Source organism: Streptomyces sp. NPDC059679 (assembly GCF_042734105.1).
Taxonomy (GTDB): domain Bacteria; phylum Actinomycetota; class Actinomycetes; order Streptomycetales; family Streptomycetaceae; genus Streptomyces.
The window spans coordinates 18,499-33,834 of sequence record NZ_JBHWES010000026.1; the positions used below are offsets into that span (position 1 = coordinate 18,499).

At 72.9% G+C, this 15,336-nt stretch carries 11 protein-coding genes; 4 read left to right on the top strand and 7 right to left on the bottom strand.

Features of this window, described 5'->3' with window-relative positions; genetic code table 11:
- Window positions 1-44 precede the first annotated feature (44 nt).
- Both ACFV2X_RS26205 and ACFV2X_RS26210 read right to left on the bottom strand, forming a co-directional pair.
- Complete coding sequence (locus ACFV2X_RS26205; protein WP_385620681.1) at window positions 45-887, bottom strand: IclR family transcriptional regulator; 843 nt, start codon at window positions 885-887, stop codon at window positions 45-47.
- Window positions 884-2,068, bottom strand: coding sequence for a 4-hydroxybenzoate 3-monooxygenase (locus tag ACFV2X_RS26210; RefSeq protein WP_385620684.1), 1,185 nt, complete (start codon window positions 2,066-2,068; stop codon window positions 884-886). The genes ACFV2X_RS26205 and ACFV2X_RS26210 overlap by 4 nt, the downstream gene beginning before the upstream one ends.
- A 71-nt stretch (window positions 2,069-2,139) precedes the next feature.
- On the opposite strand from ACFV2X_RS26210, the gene ACFV2X_RS26215 reads away from it, so the two are divergent.
- From ACFV2X_RS26215 to hemQ, 3 genes are read left to right on the top strand one after another with little or no spacing between them, the layout of a single operon-like run.
- Window positions 2,140-3,936 carry an IclR family transcriptional regulator C-terminal domain-containing protein gene (locus ACFV2X_RS26215; RefSeq protein WP_385620928.1) on the top strand — a complete coding sequence of 599 codons (1,797 nt, stop codon included), beginning with the start codon at window positions 2,140-2,142 and terminating at the stop codon, window positions 3,934-3,936.
- Between the two features lie 30 nt (window positions 3,937-3,966).
- Entirely contained in the window at window positions 3,967-5,448 is a 1,482-nt protein-coding gene (hemG, locus tag ACFV2X_RS26220; RefSeq protein WP_385620686.1) for a protoporphyrinogen oxidase, read from the top strand.
- A 5-nt stretch (window positions 5,449-5,453) separates the two neighbouring features.
- On the top strand, window positions 5,454-6,191 hold the full coding sequence (gene hemQ / locus ACFV2X_RS26225) for a hydrogen peroxide-dependent heme synthase (protein ID WP_385620688.1): 738 nt from the start codon (window positions 5,454-5,456) through the stop codon (window positions 6,189-6,191).
- Window positions 6,192-6,245: 54 nt separating this feature from the next.
- Here hemQ and ACFV2X_RS26230 read toward each other — a convergent pair whose 3' ends face one another.
- The 4 genes from ACFV2X_RS26230 to ACFV2X_RS26245 form a co-directional block, all read right to left on the bottom strand.
- Entirely contained in the window at window positions 6,246-7,931 is a 1,686-nt protein-coding gene (locus ACFV2X_RS26230) for an alpha/beta hydrolase (protein ID WP_385620691.1), read from the bottom strand.
- Between the two features lie 148 nt (window positions 7,932-8,079).
- Window positions 8,080-8,898: a TIGR04222 domain-containing membrane protein gene (locus ACFV2X_RS26235; RefSeq protein WP_385620693.1), complete on the bottom strand. Its 819-nt coding sequence runs from the start codon at window positions 8,896-8,898 to the stop codon at window positions 8,080-8,082.
- Between the two features lie 109 nt (window positions 8,899-9,007).
- Window positions 9,008-10,069, bottom strand: coding sequence for a TIGR04222 domain-containing membrane protein (locus ACFV2X_RS26240; RefSeq protein WP_385620695.1), 1,062 nt, complete (start codon window positions 10,067-10,069; stop codon window positions 9,008-9,010).
- A gap of 5 nt (window positions 10,070-10,074) precedes the next feature.
- Entirely contained in the window at window positions 10,075-11,478 is a 1,404-nt protein-coding gene (locus ACFV2X_RS26245; RefSeq protein WP_385620697.1) for a DUF692 domain-containing protein, read from the bottom strand.
- Between the two features lie 397 nt (window positions 11,479-11,875).
- On the opposite strand from ACFV2X_RS26245, the gene ACFV2X_RS26250 reads away from it, so the two are divergent.
- Window positions 11,876-13,972 carry a transglycosylase domain-containing protein gene (locus ACFV2X_RS26250; RefSeq protein ID WP_385620699.1) on the top strand — a complete coding sequence of 699 codons (2,097 nt, stop codon included), beginning with the start codon at window positions 11,876-11,878 and terminating at the stop codon, window positions 13,970-13,972.
- Here the strand turns inward: ACFV2X_RS26250 and ACFV2X_RS26255 are convergent.
- Window positions 13,956-15,215, bottom strand: coding sequence for a hypothetical protein (locus ACFV2X_RS26255; protein ID WP_385620702.1), 1,260 nt, complete (start codon window positions 15,213-15,215; stop codon window positions 13,956-13,958). The genes ACFV2X_RS26250 and ACFV2X_RS26255 overlap by 17 nt on opposite strands.
- Between the last annotated feature and the right edge of the window lie 121 nt (window positions 15,216-15,336).

A 15,336-nucleotide genomic window follows, 5' to 3' on the forward strand; every position in this document is an offset into this window, starting at 1 on the left:
TGTGGGCCGAATCGCGGCGCTGCAAGGGGCGCGGTCGCACCCTTTCACCGACCGGAAGCCTCGGCGACGGGGGCTTGCCCCCAGGCGGCCGCGACGGTACGGGAGATGCCGTGCGCGGCCACCCGTACGGCCGGGATCAGCCCCGGCGCCCGCCCCTCGGCGGCCGGGACCACGACGGACAGCGAGGCCACCACCTCCCCGCCCGGTCCGCGCACCGGAGCGGCGACCGACAGCGCGTCCATGGTGATCTGCCGGTCGCTGACCGCGATGCCGGCGCGCCGCACCTCCGCGAGGGCGGCCCGCAGCCGGGCCGGGTCGCAGATCGTCAGCTCCGTGAAGCGGCGCAGCGGCCCCGCGCACACCCGTTCGCGCAGCCGGTGCGGCCCGTACGCGAGCAGCACCAGGCCGACGCCGGTCGCGTGCAGCGGCCAGCGGCCGCCGACCCGGCTGCGCACCCGTACCGCGGAACGCCCGGAGATCCGCTCGATGTACACCACCTCCAGGCCGTCGCGTACGGCGAGTTGGACGTTTTCGTGGGTGGCCTCGTACAGGTCCTCCATGAAGGGCAGCGCCGCCTCGCGCAGCCCCACCCCACGCGGCGACAGCGTCGCCACCTCCCACAGCCGCAGCCCGATGTGGTACGCGCCCGCCGCGTCCCGTTCCAGGGCGCCCCAGTCGGTCAGCGCGGCGACCAGGCGGTGCGCGGTGGCGAGCGGAAGGTCGGCGCGGCGGGCGAGCGCGGTGAGGGACAGCGAGCGGTGCGTGGCGTCGAACGCGTTCAGCAGGGCGAGCACCCGGCCCGCGACCGAGCGGCGGCCCTCCAGGGCGCGGGGGCCGAGGGGACGTGGACCCGGGGAGCGGGGACCCGGGGGGCTGGGCGCGGTCATGACAGCGGGAGGCCGACGTAGTTCTCGGCGAGTTCGGCGGACGCGGCCGGGGAGGCGGCGATCCGCTCCAGCTGGGCCAGTTGCAGCCGTTCCTCGAACGGGGTCCGGTCCGGGTGCGGATGGAGGGTGTCGGTCATGAAGGCCGAGAAGCGCTCGGCCTGCCACACCCGGCGCAGACAGGTCTCGGAGTAGCTGTCGAGTAGTTCGGTGGAGCCGGTCTCGTGGTGCAGGGTCAGGGCGCGGGCCAGGGTGACGACGTCGGAGACGGCCAGATTGAGGCCCTTGGCGCCGGTGGGCGGCACGATATGCGCCGCGTCGCCCGCGAGGAACAGCCGGCCGTGGCGCATCGGCTCCTGGACGTAAGAGCGCATCGGGGTGACCGACTTGGCGGTGATCGGCCCGCGTTCGAGGGCCCAGTCCCCGTCGACCGCGAAGCGGGCGGACAGCTCGTCCCAGATCCGCTCGTCGGACCAGTCGGCCGGATCGGTGCCGGCCGGCACCTGGAGGTAGAGCCGGGAGACCTGCGGGGAGCGCATGCTGTGCAGGGCGAAGCCGCGCCGGTGGCGGGCGTAGATCAGCTCCTCGCAGGACGGCGGCACATCGGCCAGGACGCCGAGCCAGGAGTACGGGTAGTCGCGCTCGAACACCGCGGTGCGCTCGGCGGGGATCGCCCGGCGGGCCACGCCGTGGAAGCCGTCGCAGCCCGCCACGAAGTCGCAGCTGAGCGTCTGTTCGCGGCCTTCGCGGCCCTCGTGCCGGAAGCGGATGGTGGGCGTGGCCGAGTCGGGATCCTCGACGGCCAGGACCTCGGCCCCGAACAGCAGCGGCGGTCCGTCGGCGAGCTGGAGGGCGACCAGGTCCTTCACGACCTCCGTCTGGGCGTAGACCATCACCGACCGCCCGTCGGCCAGGGCCGGGAAGTCGATGCGGTGGGCGCGGCCCTCGAAGCGCAGCTCGATACCGCGGTGGAGCAGCCCCTCCCGGTCCATGCGCGCGCCCGCCCCGCACTCCCGCAACACGTCCACCGTGCCCTGCTCCAGGATCCCGGCCCGCTGGCGCGCCTCCACATAGCGGCGGTCGTGGCTCTCCAGCACGACGCAGTCCACACCGGCGCGGTGCAGCAGACGGGCGAGCAGCAGACCGGCGGGGCCGCCGCCGATGATGCCGACGGTCGTGCGCATCTCATCGCTCCCTCTCGCTCTCGCTTCAGGGTTGTTCGCCTGGTGAAACTTGGTTCATAATCTGGGTGGTGATGAGTCTCAGCGCGGCTACGCCGCCTGTCAATGGTTCGGTCGGCCCTCTTGAGCGCGGCCTCGCCGTGCTGCGCGCGCTGACCGCCCTGTCCGCGCACGGCGCGGGACCGGCGGTCCGCCCCGGTGACCTGGTGCGCGCCACGGGGCTCGCCCGCTCCGTCGTCGACCGCGTGCTCGGCACGCTCCAACAGCTCGGATATGTGACGCTGGACGGGCGCGAGGTGAGCCTGGCGACCCGGCTGATGGAGCTGGGCAACGCCTATCTCGCGGCCAGCGGACTGCCGGACGCGCTCCTTCCGTTCGCGGAGCGGCTGGCGGACTCCCTCGACGAGTCGGTCTCGGTCGCCGTCCCGGACGGCGACGGCGTGCGCTTCGTCGTCCAGGCCACCCGGCGCCGCACGATGTCCCTCGCCTTCCGCATCGGCGACCTCCTCCCCGCCGAGCGCTGCGCCCCCGGCGCGCTGTTCGCCGCCGAATGGGACGAGCGCACCTGGGCCGACTGGCGCGCCCGCCGTGCCGCCGACCCCCTGGATGCCGCCTTCCCCGCTCTCCCGCCCAGGCCGGGCCCCGCCGACGCCCCGGACCCCGACGCGTTCGCGCACCGCGCCAAGGCGGCGGCCCACGACGGCTGTGCCCTCGACGACCAGCTGATCGAGCCGGGTCTGGTGGCGGTCGCTGTTCCGCTCCGGGACCCGGCGGGCCGTATCGCGTGTGCGGTGAACGTGGTCAGCCACACCAGCCGCCACGACATCGCGTCCCTCAGGCGGACCGCGCTGGCCGCCCTGCGGGACCGGATCCCGGCCATGGAGGCGGCGCTTGCGGCGCCCGTGGGGGCTGGGCCGTCCCTGATCGGCGAGCCACCCGCGGTCGGCGCCATCGGCGAGGATCCGGCCCGGCTGGCCAAGCGGGAGATGGGGGCGGGCTTTCTGCAGTCGCTCGCCCGCGGGCTGACCGTGCTGCGGGCGCTGGGCGAGCGGCCCCCGGGTGGCCCGCCGCCCCACGACGGCCCGCCGCCCCGCGACGGCCCGCCGCCCCGCGACGGCCCGCCGCCCCGCGACGGCATGCCCCTCACCGCCGTCGCCGAGGCGACCGGCCTCGCCCGCGCCACCGCCCGCCGCTCCCTCCTCACCCTCGTGGAGCTCGGCTACGCCGCGACCGACGGAGCCCGCCTCTTCCGCCCCACCCCCCGCGTCCTGGAGCTCGGCTACGCCCCGCTCGCCGGGCTCGGCTTCCCCGATATCGCGCGGCCGCATCTGCGCGAACTGGTCGGCGCCGTCCACGAGTCGGCGTCCCTGGCCGTCCTCGACGGCGGCGACATCCGCTACGTCGAGCGCGTGCCGACCGTCCGCATCATGAGCGTCAACATCACCATCGGCACCCGCTTCCCCGCCTACGCCACCTCCATGGGCCGGGTGCTGCTCGCGGGCCTGGACGCGGACGCCCGCGCCGGGTATCTCGCCGATCTCGATCCGCGGCCGCTGACCCGGCACACCCTGACCTCCGTACCCGGGCTCGCACGTGTCCTGGACGGCGTGGCGGAGAGTGGATACGCCCTGGTCGACGAGGAGTTGGAGGACGGGCTGCGGTCCCTGGCCGTGCCCGTACGGGACGCCGACGGGCGCGTGGCGGCGGCGCTCAACCTCGCCGTGCACGCGGGCCTGGGCACCCCGGAGGACACCGTGCGCACCCTCCTGCCACCCCTGCGCACCACCGCCGCCCGTATCGAGGCCGACCTGCGCACGGCCTTCGCCCACCGCCCCCGTGGCCTGGGTGCCAGGCGTCCGTCGGGCGTCTGACGTCCGTCGGGCGTCTGAGAGAGTGGGGTCATGAGCGCAGCGAACGGCCGTACGGGCCATGTCGTGGTCGTCGGTGGCGGAATCTCCGGGCTCGCGGCCGCCCACCGCCTGCTGACCGGCGGGGCCCGGGTGACCGTGCTGGAGGCGTCCGGCCGGCTCGGCGGCAAGCTGTACGCGGGCGAGATCGCGGGCGTCCCCGTGGACCTCGGCGCCGAGTCGATGCTCGCGCGCCGCCCCGAGGCCGTGGACCTGGCGCGCGCGGTCGGGCTCGGCGACCGGCTGCAGCCGCCCGCGACCGCCACCGCCTCGCTGTGGACCCGCGGCGGGCTGCGGCCGATGCCCAAGGGCCATGTGATGGGCGTGCCCGGGGACCCGGCCCCGCTGGCCGCTTCCGGGGTGGTCTCGGCGGAAGGGCTCGCGCGGATCGCCCAGGAGCCCCAGCTGCCGCCGGCGGAGCTGGGCGAGGACGTCGCTCTTGGCGAGTTCGTCGCCGCGCGGCTGGGCCGGGAGGTCGTGGACCGGCTGGTCGAGCCGCTGCTGGGCGGGGTGTACGCGGGCGATGTGTACCGGACGTCGATGCGGGCCTCGGTGCCCACGCTCTTCGAGGCGGCCCGTACGCACGGCTCGCTGACCGAGGGCGCGCGGGCGCTCGCCGCGCGGGCCGCGGCGGCGCCGGCCGGCCCGGTGTTCACGGGTATCGACGGGGGGATCGGGCGGCTTCCGCTCGCCGTCGCCGACGCGGTGCGCGCCGCGGGTGGCGAGATCCGTACCGGCGAGCCCGTACGGGAGCTGCGCCCGACCGCCGCCCCCGGCAGCTCTGACAGCCCAGGGGAGGGGCGGGCGGCGCGGTGGACGGTGGTCACCGAGCGTGGCGAGACGCTGGAGGCCGACGCCGTCGTGCTCGCCGCCCCCGCACCCGTCGCGGCCCGGCTGCTCGCCGCCGATTCCCCGGCCGCCGCCACCGAGCTGGCCACCGTCGACTACGCCTCCATGGCGCTGATCACCATGGCCTTCCGCCGCGCCGATGTGGCCGAGCTCGCCCAGGGCAGCGGTTTCCTTGTGCCGCCCGTCGACGGCCACACCATCAAGGCCGCCACCTTCTCCAGCCGCAAATGGGGCTGGGTGGGGGAGGCCGACCCCGATCTCTTCGTGCTGCGTACCTCGATCGGGCGGTTTGAGGACGAGGCGGACCTGAGCCGTGACGACGAGGATCTGGTAAGGCTGTCGCTCGCAGACCTCGGCCAGGCCATCGGCCTGGCCGCGCGCCCCGTCGCCACCCGCGTGAACCGCTGGGTGGGCGGGCTGCCGCAGTACCCCGTGGGCCACCTCGACCGCGTGGCCCGTATCCGCGCGGAGGTCGCCAAGCTCCCGGCGCTGCGGGTGTGCGGTGCGGTGTACGACGGCGTGGGCATCCCGGCCTGTGTCGCCAGCGCCCGTACCGCCGCTGATGAGCTGCTGGAACTGCTGGCCGCCACCCAGGCGCGGGGCGCCGGGCGCGGAGAGCGAGAATAGGGACCATGACTGCTGCACCCGCCCCCGAGACCGCCCCGTCCGGCAAGGTTCCCAACGCCGGTAAGAAGGCCAAGGACCTCAACGAGGTCATCCGCTACACCCTGTGGTCGGTGTTCAAGCTGCGCGACGTCCTGCCCGAGGACCGCACCGGCTACGCCGACGAGGTCGAGGAGCTGTTCGCGCAGCTCGCGGCCAAGGACGTCACGGTGCGCGGCACCTACGACGTCTCCGGCCTGCGCGCGGACGCGGACGTCATGCTCTGGTGGCACGCGGAGACCTCCGACGCCTTGCAGGAGGCGTACAACCTCTTCCGCCGCACCAAGCTGGGCCGGGCCCTGGAGCCGGTGTGGTCGAACATGGCGCTGCACCGCCCGGCGGAGTTCAACCGCTCGCACATCCCGGCCTTCCTGGCCGACGAGACCGCCCGCGACTACGTCAGCGTGTACCCCTTCGTCCGGTCCTACGATTGGTATCTGCTGCCCGACGAGGACCGCCGCCGGATGCTCGCTGACCACGGCAAGATGGCGCGCGGCTACCCGGACGTGCGGGCCAACACGGTCGCGTCCTTCTCGCTCGGCGACTACGAGTGGATCCTCGCCTTCGAGGCCGACGAGCTGCACCGGATCGTCGACCTCATGCGGCATCTGCGCGGCTCCGAGGCGCGTCGGCATGTGCGCGAGGAGGTGCCGTTCTTCACAGGGCGGCGCAAGCCGCTCTCCGAGCTGGTCGCCGGGCTGGCCTGACTCACGGGGTCGGCCTGATCGGCGGCACCGCCCTCGCCGCGGCGCGGCCGCCGGTCACCAGGCCGCCGCGCCCACCGCCGGCGTCGCTTCCGCCTCTGATTCCGTTTCCGGTTGCGTTTCAAGGCCCGGCGGCGCCCAGACGCTGGGCTCGGGCGCCTCGCGCGGCGCGCAGGACACGGAGCGGCCCGGGGTCCGCCCGGTCAGCAGGTAGGTGTCGACGTACCCGTTGACGCAGTCGTTCGGGCCGCCCCACAGCCCGTGCGTACCCGCCCCGCGCTCGGTCACCAGCGATGAGCCCGGCAGCCTGCGCCGCAGCTCCTTGGCGCCCTCGTACGGCGTGGCCGCGTCCCGCTCGGCGGCCAGCAGCAGCACCGGCGGCGGCGTCCCGCGACCCGCGCCGCCCCGGGGGCCCACCGTCAGTGGCCGCTGCTGGGGCGCGGACCAGTAGGCGCACGGCAGGTTCATCGCCACGTTGACCCAGGTCTCGAAGGGCGCGCGGTGGGCCAGGGCGCTGTTGTCGCGGTTCCATCCGGCCCAATCCCGTGGCCAGGGCGCGTCGTTGCACTGGACGGCCGTGTAGACGGCGTTGCCGTTCTCCTCGGCCGCGGCCCGGGCCGGGTCGGGCGCGGCCAGCGCGACCAGGGGCCCCTGGTCGCCGCCCAGATAGGCGGCCAGTGCGTGCGCGCTCATATCCCAGAAGGCGTCGTTGTAGATGTTGCGCGCATAGGCGTCCTGGAGCTGCGTGGTGCCCACCTTCCCGCCCGCCGGGTGGCGCGCCAGCCGCCGACGGGCCTTCTCGTACGAGGCGGACACCTCGGCCGCGGTGTCTCCCAGGTGGTAGACGTCGTCGTACCCGGCGGCCCAGCGGCGCCAGTCGCCCCAGCGCCCCTCGAAGGCCAGTGACTGCCTCAGGTTGTTGCCGTACCAGATCCGCCGCGGGTCGGGGTCGACCACGCTGTCGAAGACCATGCGGCGCACATGGTGGGGGAAGAGCGTGGCGTAGACCGCGCCGTAGTACGTGCCGTAGGACGCGGCCACGAAGTTCAGCCTCGTCTCGCCGAGGGCGGCGCGCAGCACATCGAGGTCGCGGGCGTTGTTGAGGGTCGTGTAGTGGCGCAGGGCACCGCCCGCGCGGCGGGCGCAGCCGTCCGCGTAGGCCCGGGCCCGCTTGATCATCGTCCGCTTGAAGGCGGCGGAGGGGTGCACGGGGAAGTTCGTCGGCGACTTGGCGAAGGCGGCCGGGTCCGCGCAGGACAGCGGCGCCGAGCGGCCCACCCCGCGCGGGGCGTACCCGACGAAGTCGTACGCCTCGGCGGCCTTCCGGAACCCGGCCACACTGGCGTACGCGGGGAACGCCATACCGGAGGCGCCGGGCCCGCCCGGGTTGTAGACCAGCGCGCCCTGGTGACGCTCCCGCGGGCCGGTGGCGCGGAGCCGGCTGACGGTGAGGGACAGCTTGGTGGAGCGGGGGTGCGCGTAGTCCAGCGGCACCTCGAAGGTGCCGCACCGGGCGGCTGCGGGCAGTTCCTCGCCGGGTGCGCAGCGGCCGAAGTCGATGCCGCGGGCGGCGGCGCGCCGGGCGGCGACCGCCACGCCCCGGTCCTCGGCGGTGTCGCCGTGGCGGACCGGGGCGGTGGCGGTCGCGGCGGTGGCGGCGGGCGCCGGGGCGGCGAGCAGCGCGGCCATGGCCAGGGCCAGGGACAGCGGCCCGAGTACGCCGTACAGCGGTACTGCTCTCACGGGCCGTCCCCTCGTATTCCGTTCGTCTTCCGTCGTCGCGTTCCCCTTGCGTTCCGCTTGCGGTTCCGCGATGACAGGTCTTTCCGTGACGAAAGGGATACTTGGGGTGGTGGTCGGTCATGTAAAGCACCGTGCCGAGGTGTCGGGGTCAATGACCCCAATGCGCCTTGAAGGCCGCGCGCAGCGCGGGATCGGGGAGGGCCGAGGCGCCGTGCAGCGCGAGCAGGGTCAGGAGCTCGGCGTCGGCGCCCTCCCGGCCGTACGCGCCGACACGGCCGCCCCGGCCGTAGGCGGGCCGGGCGGGCCGTGGCCGGGGCGTCTCGATCCGGCCCAGCAGCTTCTGCCCGGCGGGCGAGGCCCACCGGGTGTACGGATGCGCCTCGACGCGGGCTATCGCCAGGCAGCCGAGGGTCAGCAGCAGCGGCAGCGCGAACCACGCCGCCGCCTTCTCCCGCCCCGGCTCGGGCTCCATGATCAGCAGCGCCGCCGCCCCCATGAGCAGGACAAGACCGGCCGCCGCCCGCACCTGACGGACCGCGGCCGCCACGTTCGTACGTGCCGCCGCGGGCACCGCGAGCCCGGCGGCCACCAGCCGGTCGGCGAGCGCCCGAACCGGCGCCGCACCGGCGAGCGCGGCCCGCACCGGAGGGACGGGCGACTGGCCGTGCGGCCCTATCGCGGCGATGACGGAGCGCTCCAACTCGTCCTGGCCGTCCGGGTCGACCACCGTGACCCAGCCGGTGTGCGCCAGCAGCAGCCGGCGCTGCCGGTCCATCGTCACCAGGGCCAGATCCCCGACCCGCTGCGGACCGCCGGACAGAAACGCCGTCTCGTACAGGCTCAAGGCCCCGCGGCCGGCCCCGGCGCCCTCGGGCTCCTGGGCGGCGGCGACGGCGGCCGCGCACAGCCGGGCACAGGAGGCGACGGCGGCGGCACAGGCGACGAGCAGGAACAACAGCCAGAGCATGGCCGATTTGTACTCGACCCGGCCCGCCTTACGCCAGGGCATTTCAGCAGACGAACCCAGATGAACATGGTGAAGCGGCGAATACCGCGAACACCGCGAACGCGGCCGGTCAGCCGCCCCCGCAGCCGCCGCCCCCGCCGCCACAACCACCCCCGCCACCGCAACTGGAGCCGCCGCCACAGCTGGAGCCACCGCTCCCGCCCCCGCAGCTGGAGCCGGAGCTGCCCCCGCAGCTGGAACTGCCGCAGCTGGAGCCGCCGCCCCCGGAGTTGCCGCACCACGAGCTGTTGTTCCCGCAGGAGGTCGAGGACCCCGAGGAGCTGGACGAGGAGGACGAGGAGGACGTGGAAGACCCGGCTGAGGCCGTCGCGGCGGCGGCCTGGGCGCGGTGCGCCTCCAGCAGGTGGTCCCGCAGCAGTTCGTCGGCGGCCAGCGCGCCCACCCCGGCCAGCGCGACGGTCTCGGCCACCGACGCCATTCGCGCGCCGGTCCGGTACGGGGTGCCGTCCTGCGGCTGGGTCGATACGTAGGCGAGGTCCTGCCGGTACGCCGCCAGTGCCCGCTTCCCGGCCGCCGTGATCCGCTTCCTGTTCGCGGCGCCGCAGATGACGCCGACCAGGAAGCCGCCGAACAGCGCCGGGAGGATCCTGAAGATCAGCGGAAGCCCGCCGTCGTACCCTCCCGAGTCCTCCACGGAGGTTCCCCAGATGCCCAGGAACACGCCCGCGACCGCGGCGACGGTCTGGGCGGCGGCCAGGCGCCGCCAGAAGTTGATCCGCTGCGGCCGCACCAGCAGCCCGCGCTCCGCGAGCCGGTCGCCGATCGACTGCACCGCCGGATGGCGCATCAGCTCCGAGCGCAGCAGGGTGAGTCCGCCGTGCGGTGCGCGCGAGTGCACCTCGAGCAGCGCCTGCTCCACCGCGTTGCGGGCGACCGGCTGGCGCACCGAGACCACCCCGGGGCCGCCCACGGCCAGCCGTCCGTCGGTGTGCATCGCGCAGATCACCGTGTCGGCCACCCGGGCCGGGCCTGCCTCCAGGAAGGCGGCCTCCAGCAGATCGTGTGCGCGGGCGTCCGCCACCGGGCCGCCCGAGCGCCGGGTACGGACCGTACCCGTGATGAGCGCCGCCGACGACGCGGCGAACGCCAGATAGACCAGTTCCGTCTTCATCTCCATCACCTTCCGAGCAGCGCGCGTCGGGCGGCCCGCGCCAGGCGCGCCGCGGGGCCGGGGCGTACCGGAGCGGGCCCCGACCGCTCCCGCCACCACTGCGTCAACTCCCGCCGCGCCGCGGGGTCCTCGGGCCGCTCGGCGGCCAGCAGATGCTCGGCGAACGCCAGGGCGTCGCGGCGGTAGCCGCCGGTCATCGGGCGGCCCCGCGCATAGGCCAGGAACGCCGGGCGGTAGTCCGCGCCCAGGATCCGCGGCAGCTCAGGGGCGACCTTCCCGACCACATCGGCCCGTTTGGCCGCCAGCGCCCGGCTCTGCACCCCCAGCCGCCGCCGGTCGAACCCCTCGGGCGCGGGGGCGCCCGCGACCAGCGAGGACAGCAGGGACGTCTGGGCCAGCGCGACCCGCTCCCGGGCGCCCTCCACGGCCTGCGGCGCGGCCGCCGCCCCGGCCGCCACCAGCACCCCACGGGCCTCGGGGACCTTGCGGGCGGGAGCCCCGGAAATCCCAACGGTCCCAGGGTCCCCAACAGCCACCGAAATCCCCACGGTGCTGGAAACCCCCACAGCCCCGGAAACCCCAACAGCCGCCTTGGCCGTCACGGCCCGGATCGCGTCGAGTTCGGCCGCGAGCTCGTCGCCCGCGGGGAAGTTCTCGTCGCGCTCCAGCAGCACCCCGGGCGGCGTCGTACGGGCGCACAGCTCGGCCAGTACGTCGAGCACCGGCTGGGTCACCGGGTGGGCGTGGCTGTCGTGCCACACCCCGTCCCGCTCGACCCCGCCCGCCACATGGACATAGGCGATGGCCGAGGTCGGGAGCTCGGCCAGGGCCGCGGCCGGGTCCTCGCCCCGGTTGACGTGGTTGGTGTGCAGATTGGCCACGTCGATCAGCAGCCGTACGCCCGTCCGCTCGACGAGCTCGGCGAGGAACTGCCCCTCCGTCAGCTCCTCGCCCGGCCAGGCGATCAGCGCCGCGATGTTCTCCAGGGCCAGCGGCACCGGAAGCGACTCCTGGGCGATGCGGACGTTCTCGCACAGCACGTCCAGCGCGTCGCGGGTGCGCGGCACGGGCAGCAGATGCCCGGCCTCGGCCGTCGGCGACGCGGTTCGCGGGCCGCCCGCCCGTACGAACGCGATGTGCTCGGTCACCAGGGGCGAGCCCAGCGCCTCCGCCCGCTCGGCGAGCGCCGCGAGCCGCCCCGCGTCGGGCCGCTCGGCGCCGCCGAGGCCGAGCGAGACGCCGTGCGGGACGACCGTCGTCCCCCGCTCCCGCAGCCGCTCCAGCGCGTCAGGGAGGTGGCCCGGGCAGATGTTCTCCGCCACCACCTCCACCCAGTCGATGCCCGGCAGCCGCTCGATGTCATCGGCGATCTCCGGGCGCCATCCAATGCCGGTTCCGAGGCGCCTCATGGCTTCCCCCTCCTCGTCCGTCCCCCTGTCCGGGGGTCGTCTGGGGGTGATGACCCCGCTGGAGAAGGACGAACCCAGCAGCCGTGCGGTTCAGAGGTTCATTTGAGCTTCGGGGGTTCACGCTCAAGTCCCGTGTGAGTCGCGCGTGAGTCGTACGTGCCGCGCGTGATCCGCGTCGCGGAATATCATCACTGTTACAAAAATTTGGTGCTCTGAGGCGACAGATGTTCGGAAAGCGTCATAGGGTCGTGTCGTCTTCGGGGGGACGGACCATCAGATCTTTGGCCGCGCCCCGCGCGCGGATCGTGGGGGACACGTGCAGGGCAGCAACAACGCTGGGGGCAGACACCGCCGTAAGGCACCGAGCCGCAAGGCGCCGACCATCAGGGCGCCCAACATGCCGAGCCTCAAAGGGCGTTCGACCTCGTGGTGGACGCTGCGCCGCTGGGCCGTCCGCGGTGCCAGGCTGGACTACCCCCGCGCGGGCAGGCGCGGCCCCCTGCGCTGGCTGCCCTCGTGGCGGCAGATGGCCATGCTTTTTCTGTTCTGCGTCGGCGGTCTGACGGGTGTGCTGAGCTATATGTATCTGCAGACCGACATCCCGGATGACCTCAACGACTTCGCCACCCAGCAGGACAATGTCTATTACTGGGCGGACGGTACGGAAATGGCCCGTACGGGACCCGTCAACCGGCAGGAAGTCCCGCTCAAAAAGGTTCCGGAGAAGGTGCAGTGGGCGGTGCTCGCCGCCGAGAACGCCAGCTTCTACTCCGACAGCGGGGTTTCGCCGAGCGGCGTGATGCGCGCCCTGACCCGGATGGTGACGGGGGGTGAGACCCAGGGCGGTTCCACCATCACCCAACAGTATGTGAAGAACGCCTATCTGAATCAGCAGCAGACATTCTCGCGCAAGCTGACCGAGATGTTCATCGCCATCAAGCTGGACGACAAGATGAGCAAGGAGGACATCCTCGAGCGATATCTCAACACCAGCTGGTTCGGCCGCGGCACCTACGGCATTCAGCGGGCCGCCTACGCCTATTACGGCAAGGACGTCTCCGAGCTCAACCCGAGTGAGGGCGCCATGCTGGCGTCCCTGCTCAAGGGCGCCGGGACCTTCGACCCCACGGTCAGCGCCAAGAACCACCGCCGGGCGGTGGACCGCTGGAAATGGGTCCTGGACCGGATGGTCCAGATCGGCAAGCTCTCCAAGTCCGAGCGGGCCAAGTACACCAAATTCCCGGAGCCCAAGGCGCCTCCGAAACCGGAGGGGCTGACCGGCCAGGTCGGCTATCTCGTCGAGACGGCGAGGGCGTATGTGTCCTCCCACACCGACATATCCGACGCCGATTTCGACCTGGGCGGCTATCAGATACACACCACCTTCGAGAAGCCGAAGGTGAACGAGCTCGCCAAGTCGGTGGACAAGATGCGCGCCGGCCTCGACCCGAAGGGCCGCAAGGCGGACCGGTACGTACGGGTCGGCGCCGCTTCCGTATCGCCGGACGGCCGTATCGCCGCGCTCTACGGCGGCCCCGGCTATCTCGAACAGGGCTTCAACGACGCCAACGCCTCCACCGTCCCGGCCGGCACGTCCTTCACGCCCTTCGTCTACGCCGCGGCGCTGCGCGACGGCGTCCAGCTCGAACGCGACGGCGCACGCACTCCCGTGTCCCCGACCAGCGTCTACGACGGCAACGACAAGGTGGCCGTGCGCACGCCGGAGGGCCCGTACTGGGACCGCGGCGGCCAGATCGTACGGGGCAGGAACGACGGAGACCGCTCGTGGGGGCAGGTGACCCTGCGGCAGTCGATCGTGGATTCGATCAACACCCCGATGATGCAGCTGGGCATGGACGTGGGCCTGGACCGGGTGCGCAAGGCGTCCATCGACGCGGGCCTGCTGCCCGACAGCTTCGGCTCCCGGGTGCCCGCCTTCTCGCTCGGCACGGCCACCCCCAGCTCCATCCGCATGGCCAGCGCATACGGGACCTTCGCGGCCGGGGGCCGGCACACCCCGCCGTACTCGGTCACCGGGCTCACCCACCAGGGCGAGCGGGTGCCCCTCGAAAAGCAGCCCGCGACCCGGGCGTTCAGCCCGGAGGTGGCGGCGCAGGTGGACGACGCGCTGCACGGAGCGGTGCAGGGCGGAACCGCGCGGTCGGCCGCGGCGGTCGGCTCCGATGTGGCGGGCAAGACGGGTACCGAGCAGGACAACACCTCGTCGTGGTTTGTGGGGTATACGAAGGAGATGTCGACGGCCGTGTCGCTGTCGCGGGTGGATCCCAAGACCCAGGAGCTGCTGCCCCTGGACGGACTCGGCGGATCCGGCACCACCGGAACCACCGAGACCTCGGGGAGCACCGGAACTCCCGGGATCCCCGAAGCCGTCGGCGGCGCCACCTCGGGCACCGGCACCGGCACCGGCACCGGATCCACCTACGCCATCGACATCTGGACGCGCTATATGAAGGCCGTCACTCCGCCTTCGTGAAGGTGGACCAGTCGGGCGACTGCGCCGGATCCAGCGTGCGCAGCTTCTCCAGGACCTTCGGGTCCTGGGCGTCCAGCCAGTCCGCGAGTTGCTTGAACGAGACGCATTCGACGCCCTCGCGGGGGCATACGTCCCGCATCACGTCCTCGATGGCCTGCATGTAGATGCCGCCGTTCCAGGTCTCGAAGTGGTTGCCGATGAACAGCGGCGCCCGGCTGCCGTTGTAGACGCGCTCGAAGCCGTTCTTATAGCCCTCGCGGGTCAGCCGTTCCCACTCCGGGTACTTCGCCGGATCGCCCTCGGTGCTGTCGCCCGACTGGTTGTAGAGGAAGTTGAAGTCCATGGAGAGGACCTGCTTCTCGCTCTCCGGGTAGGGCACCAGCTGAAGCGGGAAGTTCCAGATACCGTCGATCTTCGACGGCCAGATCTGGAAGTCGCCGGGCGAACTCGCGTCGTACCGCCAGCCCATGGACTTGATGGCCGGGATCAGGTTCTTCTGCCCCTCCAGGCACGGCGCCCGGCCGCCCACCAGCTCCTCGTCGTAGTCGAAGGGCAGCGGGGCCACATCGGTGAAGCCGGTGTTGGTCTTCCAGTTCTTCACAAACGAATACGCCTGCTCGGTCTCGCTCTTCCACTCCTCCGTGCTCCAGTCCTCGCCGCCCTTGGCGCCGCAGAAGTGGCCGTTGAAGTGGGAGCCGATCTCGTTGCCCTCCTGCCACGCCCCGCGCAGCTGCTCCAGCGTCTCCCGGATGTGCTCATCGGTCGGGTAGGAGATCGCGGCCGAGCCCCGCTGGTGCTGCGGCGGCTGGTAGAGGTCGCTCTTCGACTTGGGCAGCAGATACATGCCGCTCAGGAAGAACGTCATCGTGGCGTCGCTCTCCTTGGCCACGTCGCGGAAGTGGGAGAAGAGGTGGTCGCCGTTCTCCAGGGCCCCGTCCCAGGAGAAGACCACGAACTGTGGTGGTTTCTCCCCGGGTTTCAGCCGCTTGGGCTTGAGCTGCTTCGGCTGCGGCCCGGTGTACGAGGTGGAGCCGTCCCCGAGCACCTTGACCTTGCCGTCCCAGTCGGCGTACTTGCTCTTTTTCTTCTTGGTGCCGGGGGCGCCCCTGGCCGGCGCGGGGGACGCGCCGGCCACCGACGCCTTCTCGCCGGGCGAGCCGTCCGCCTCGCCGCCCGGCAGTGCCGCGAGCAGAACGGCGACGACGACACCCACGGCGACCAGGGCACCCACGGGGCCCGTCACTCCATAGGCGTTCCTCGGCTGTAACGCCTTCAAAGCCTTCAAGGTCTTCAGCCCCTTCACGGGTCCCGCCCCCTGAGACAAACGTACGGCTCACCAGTATCACTGAAGAATTACCGTCTCT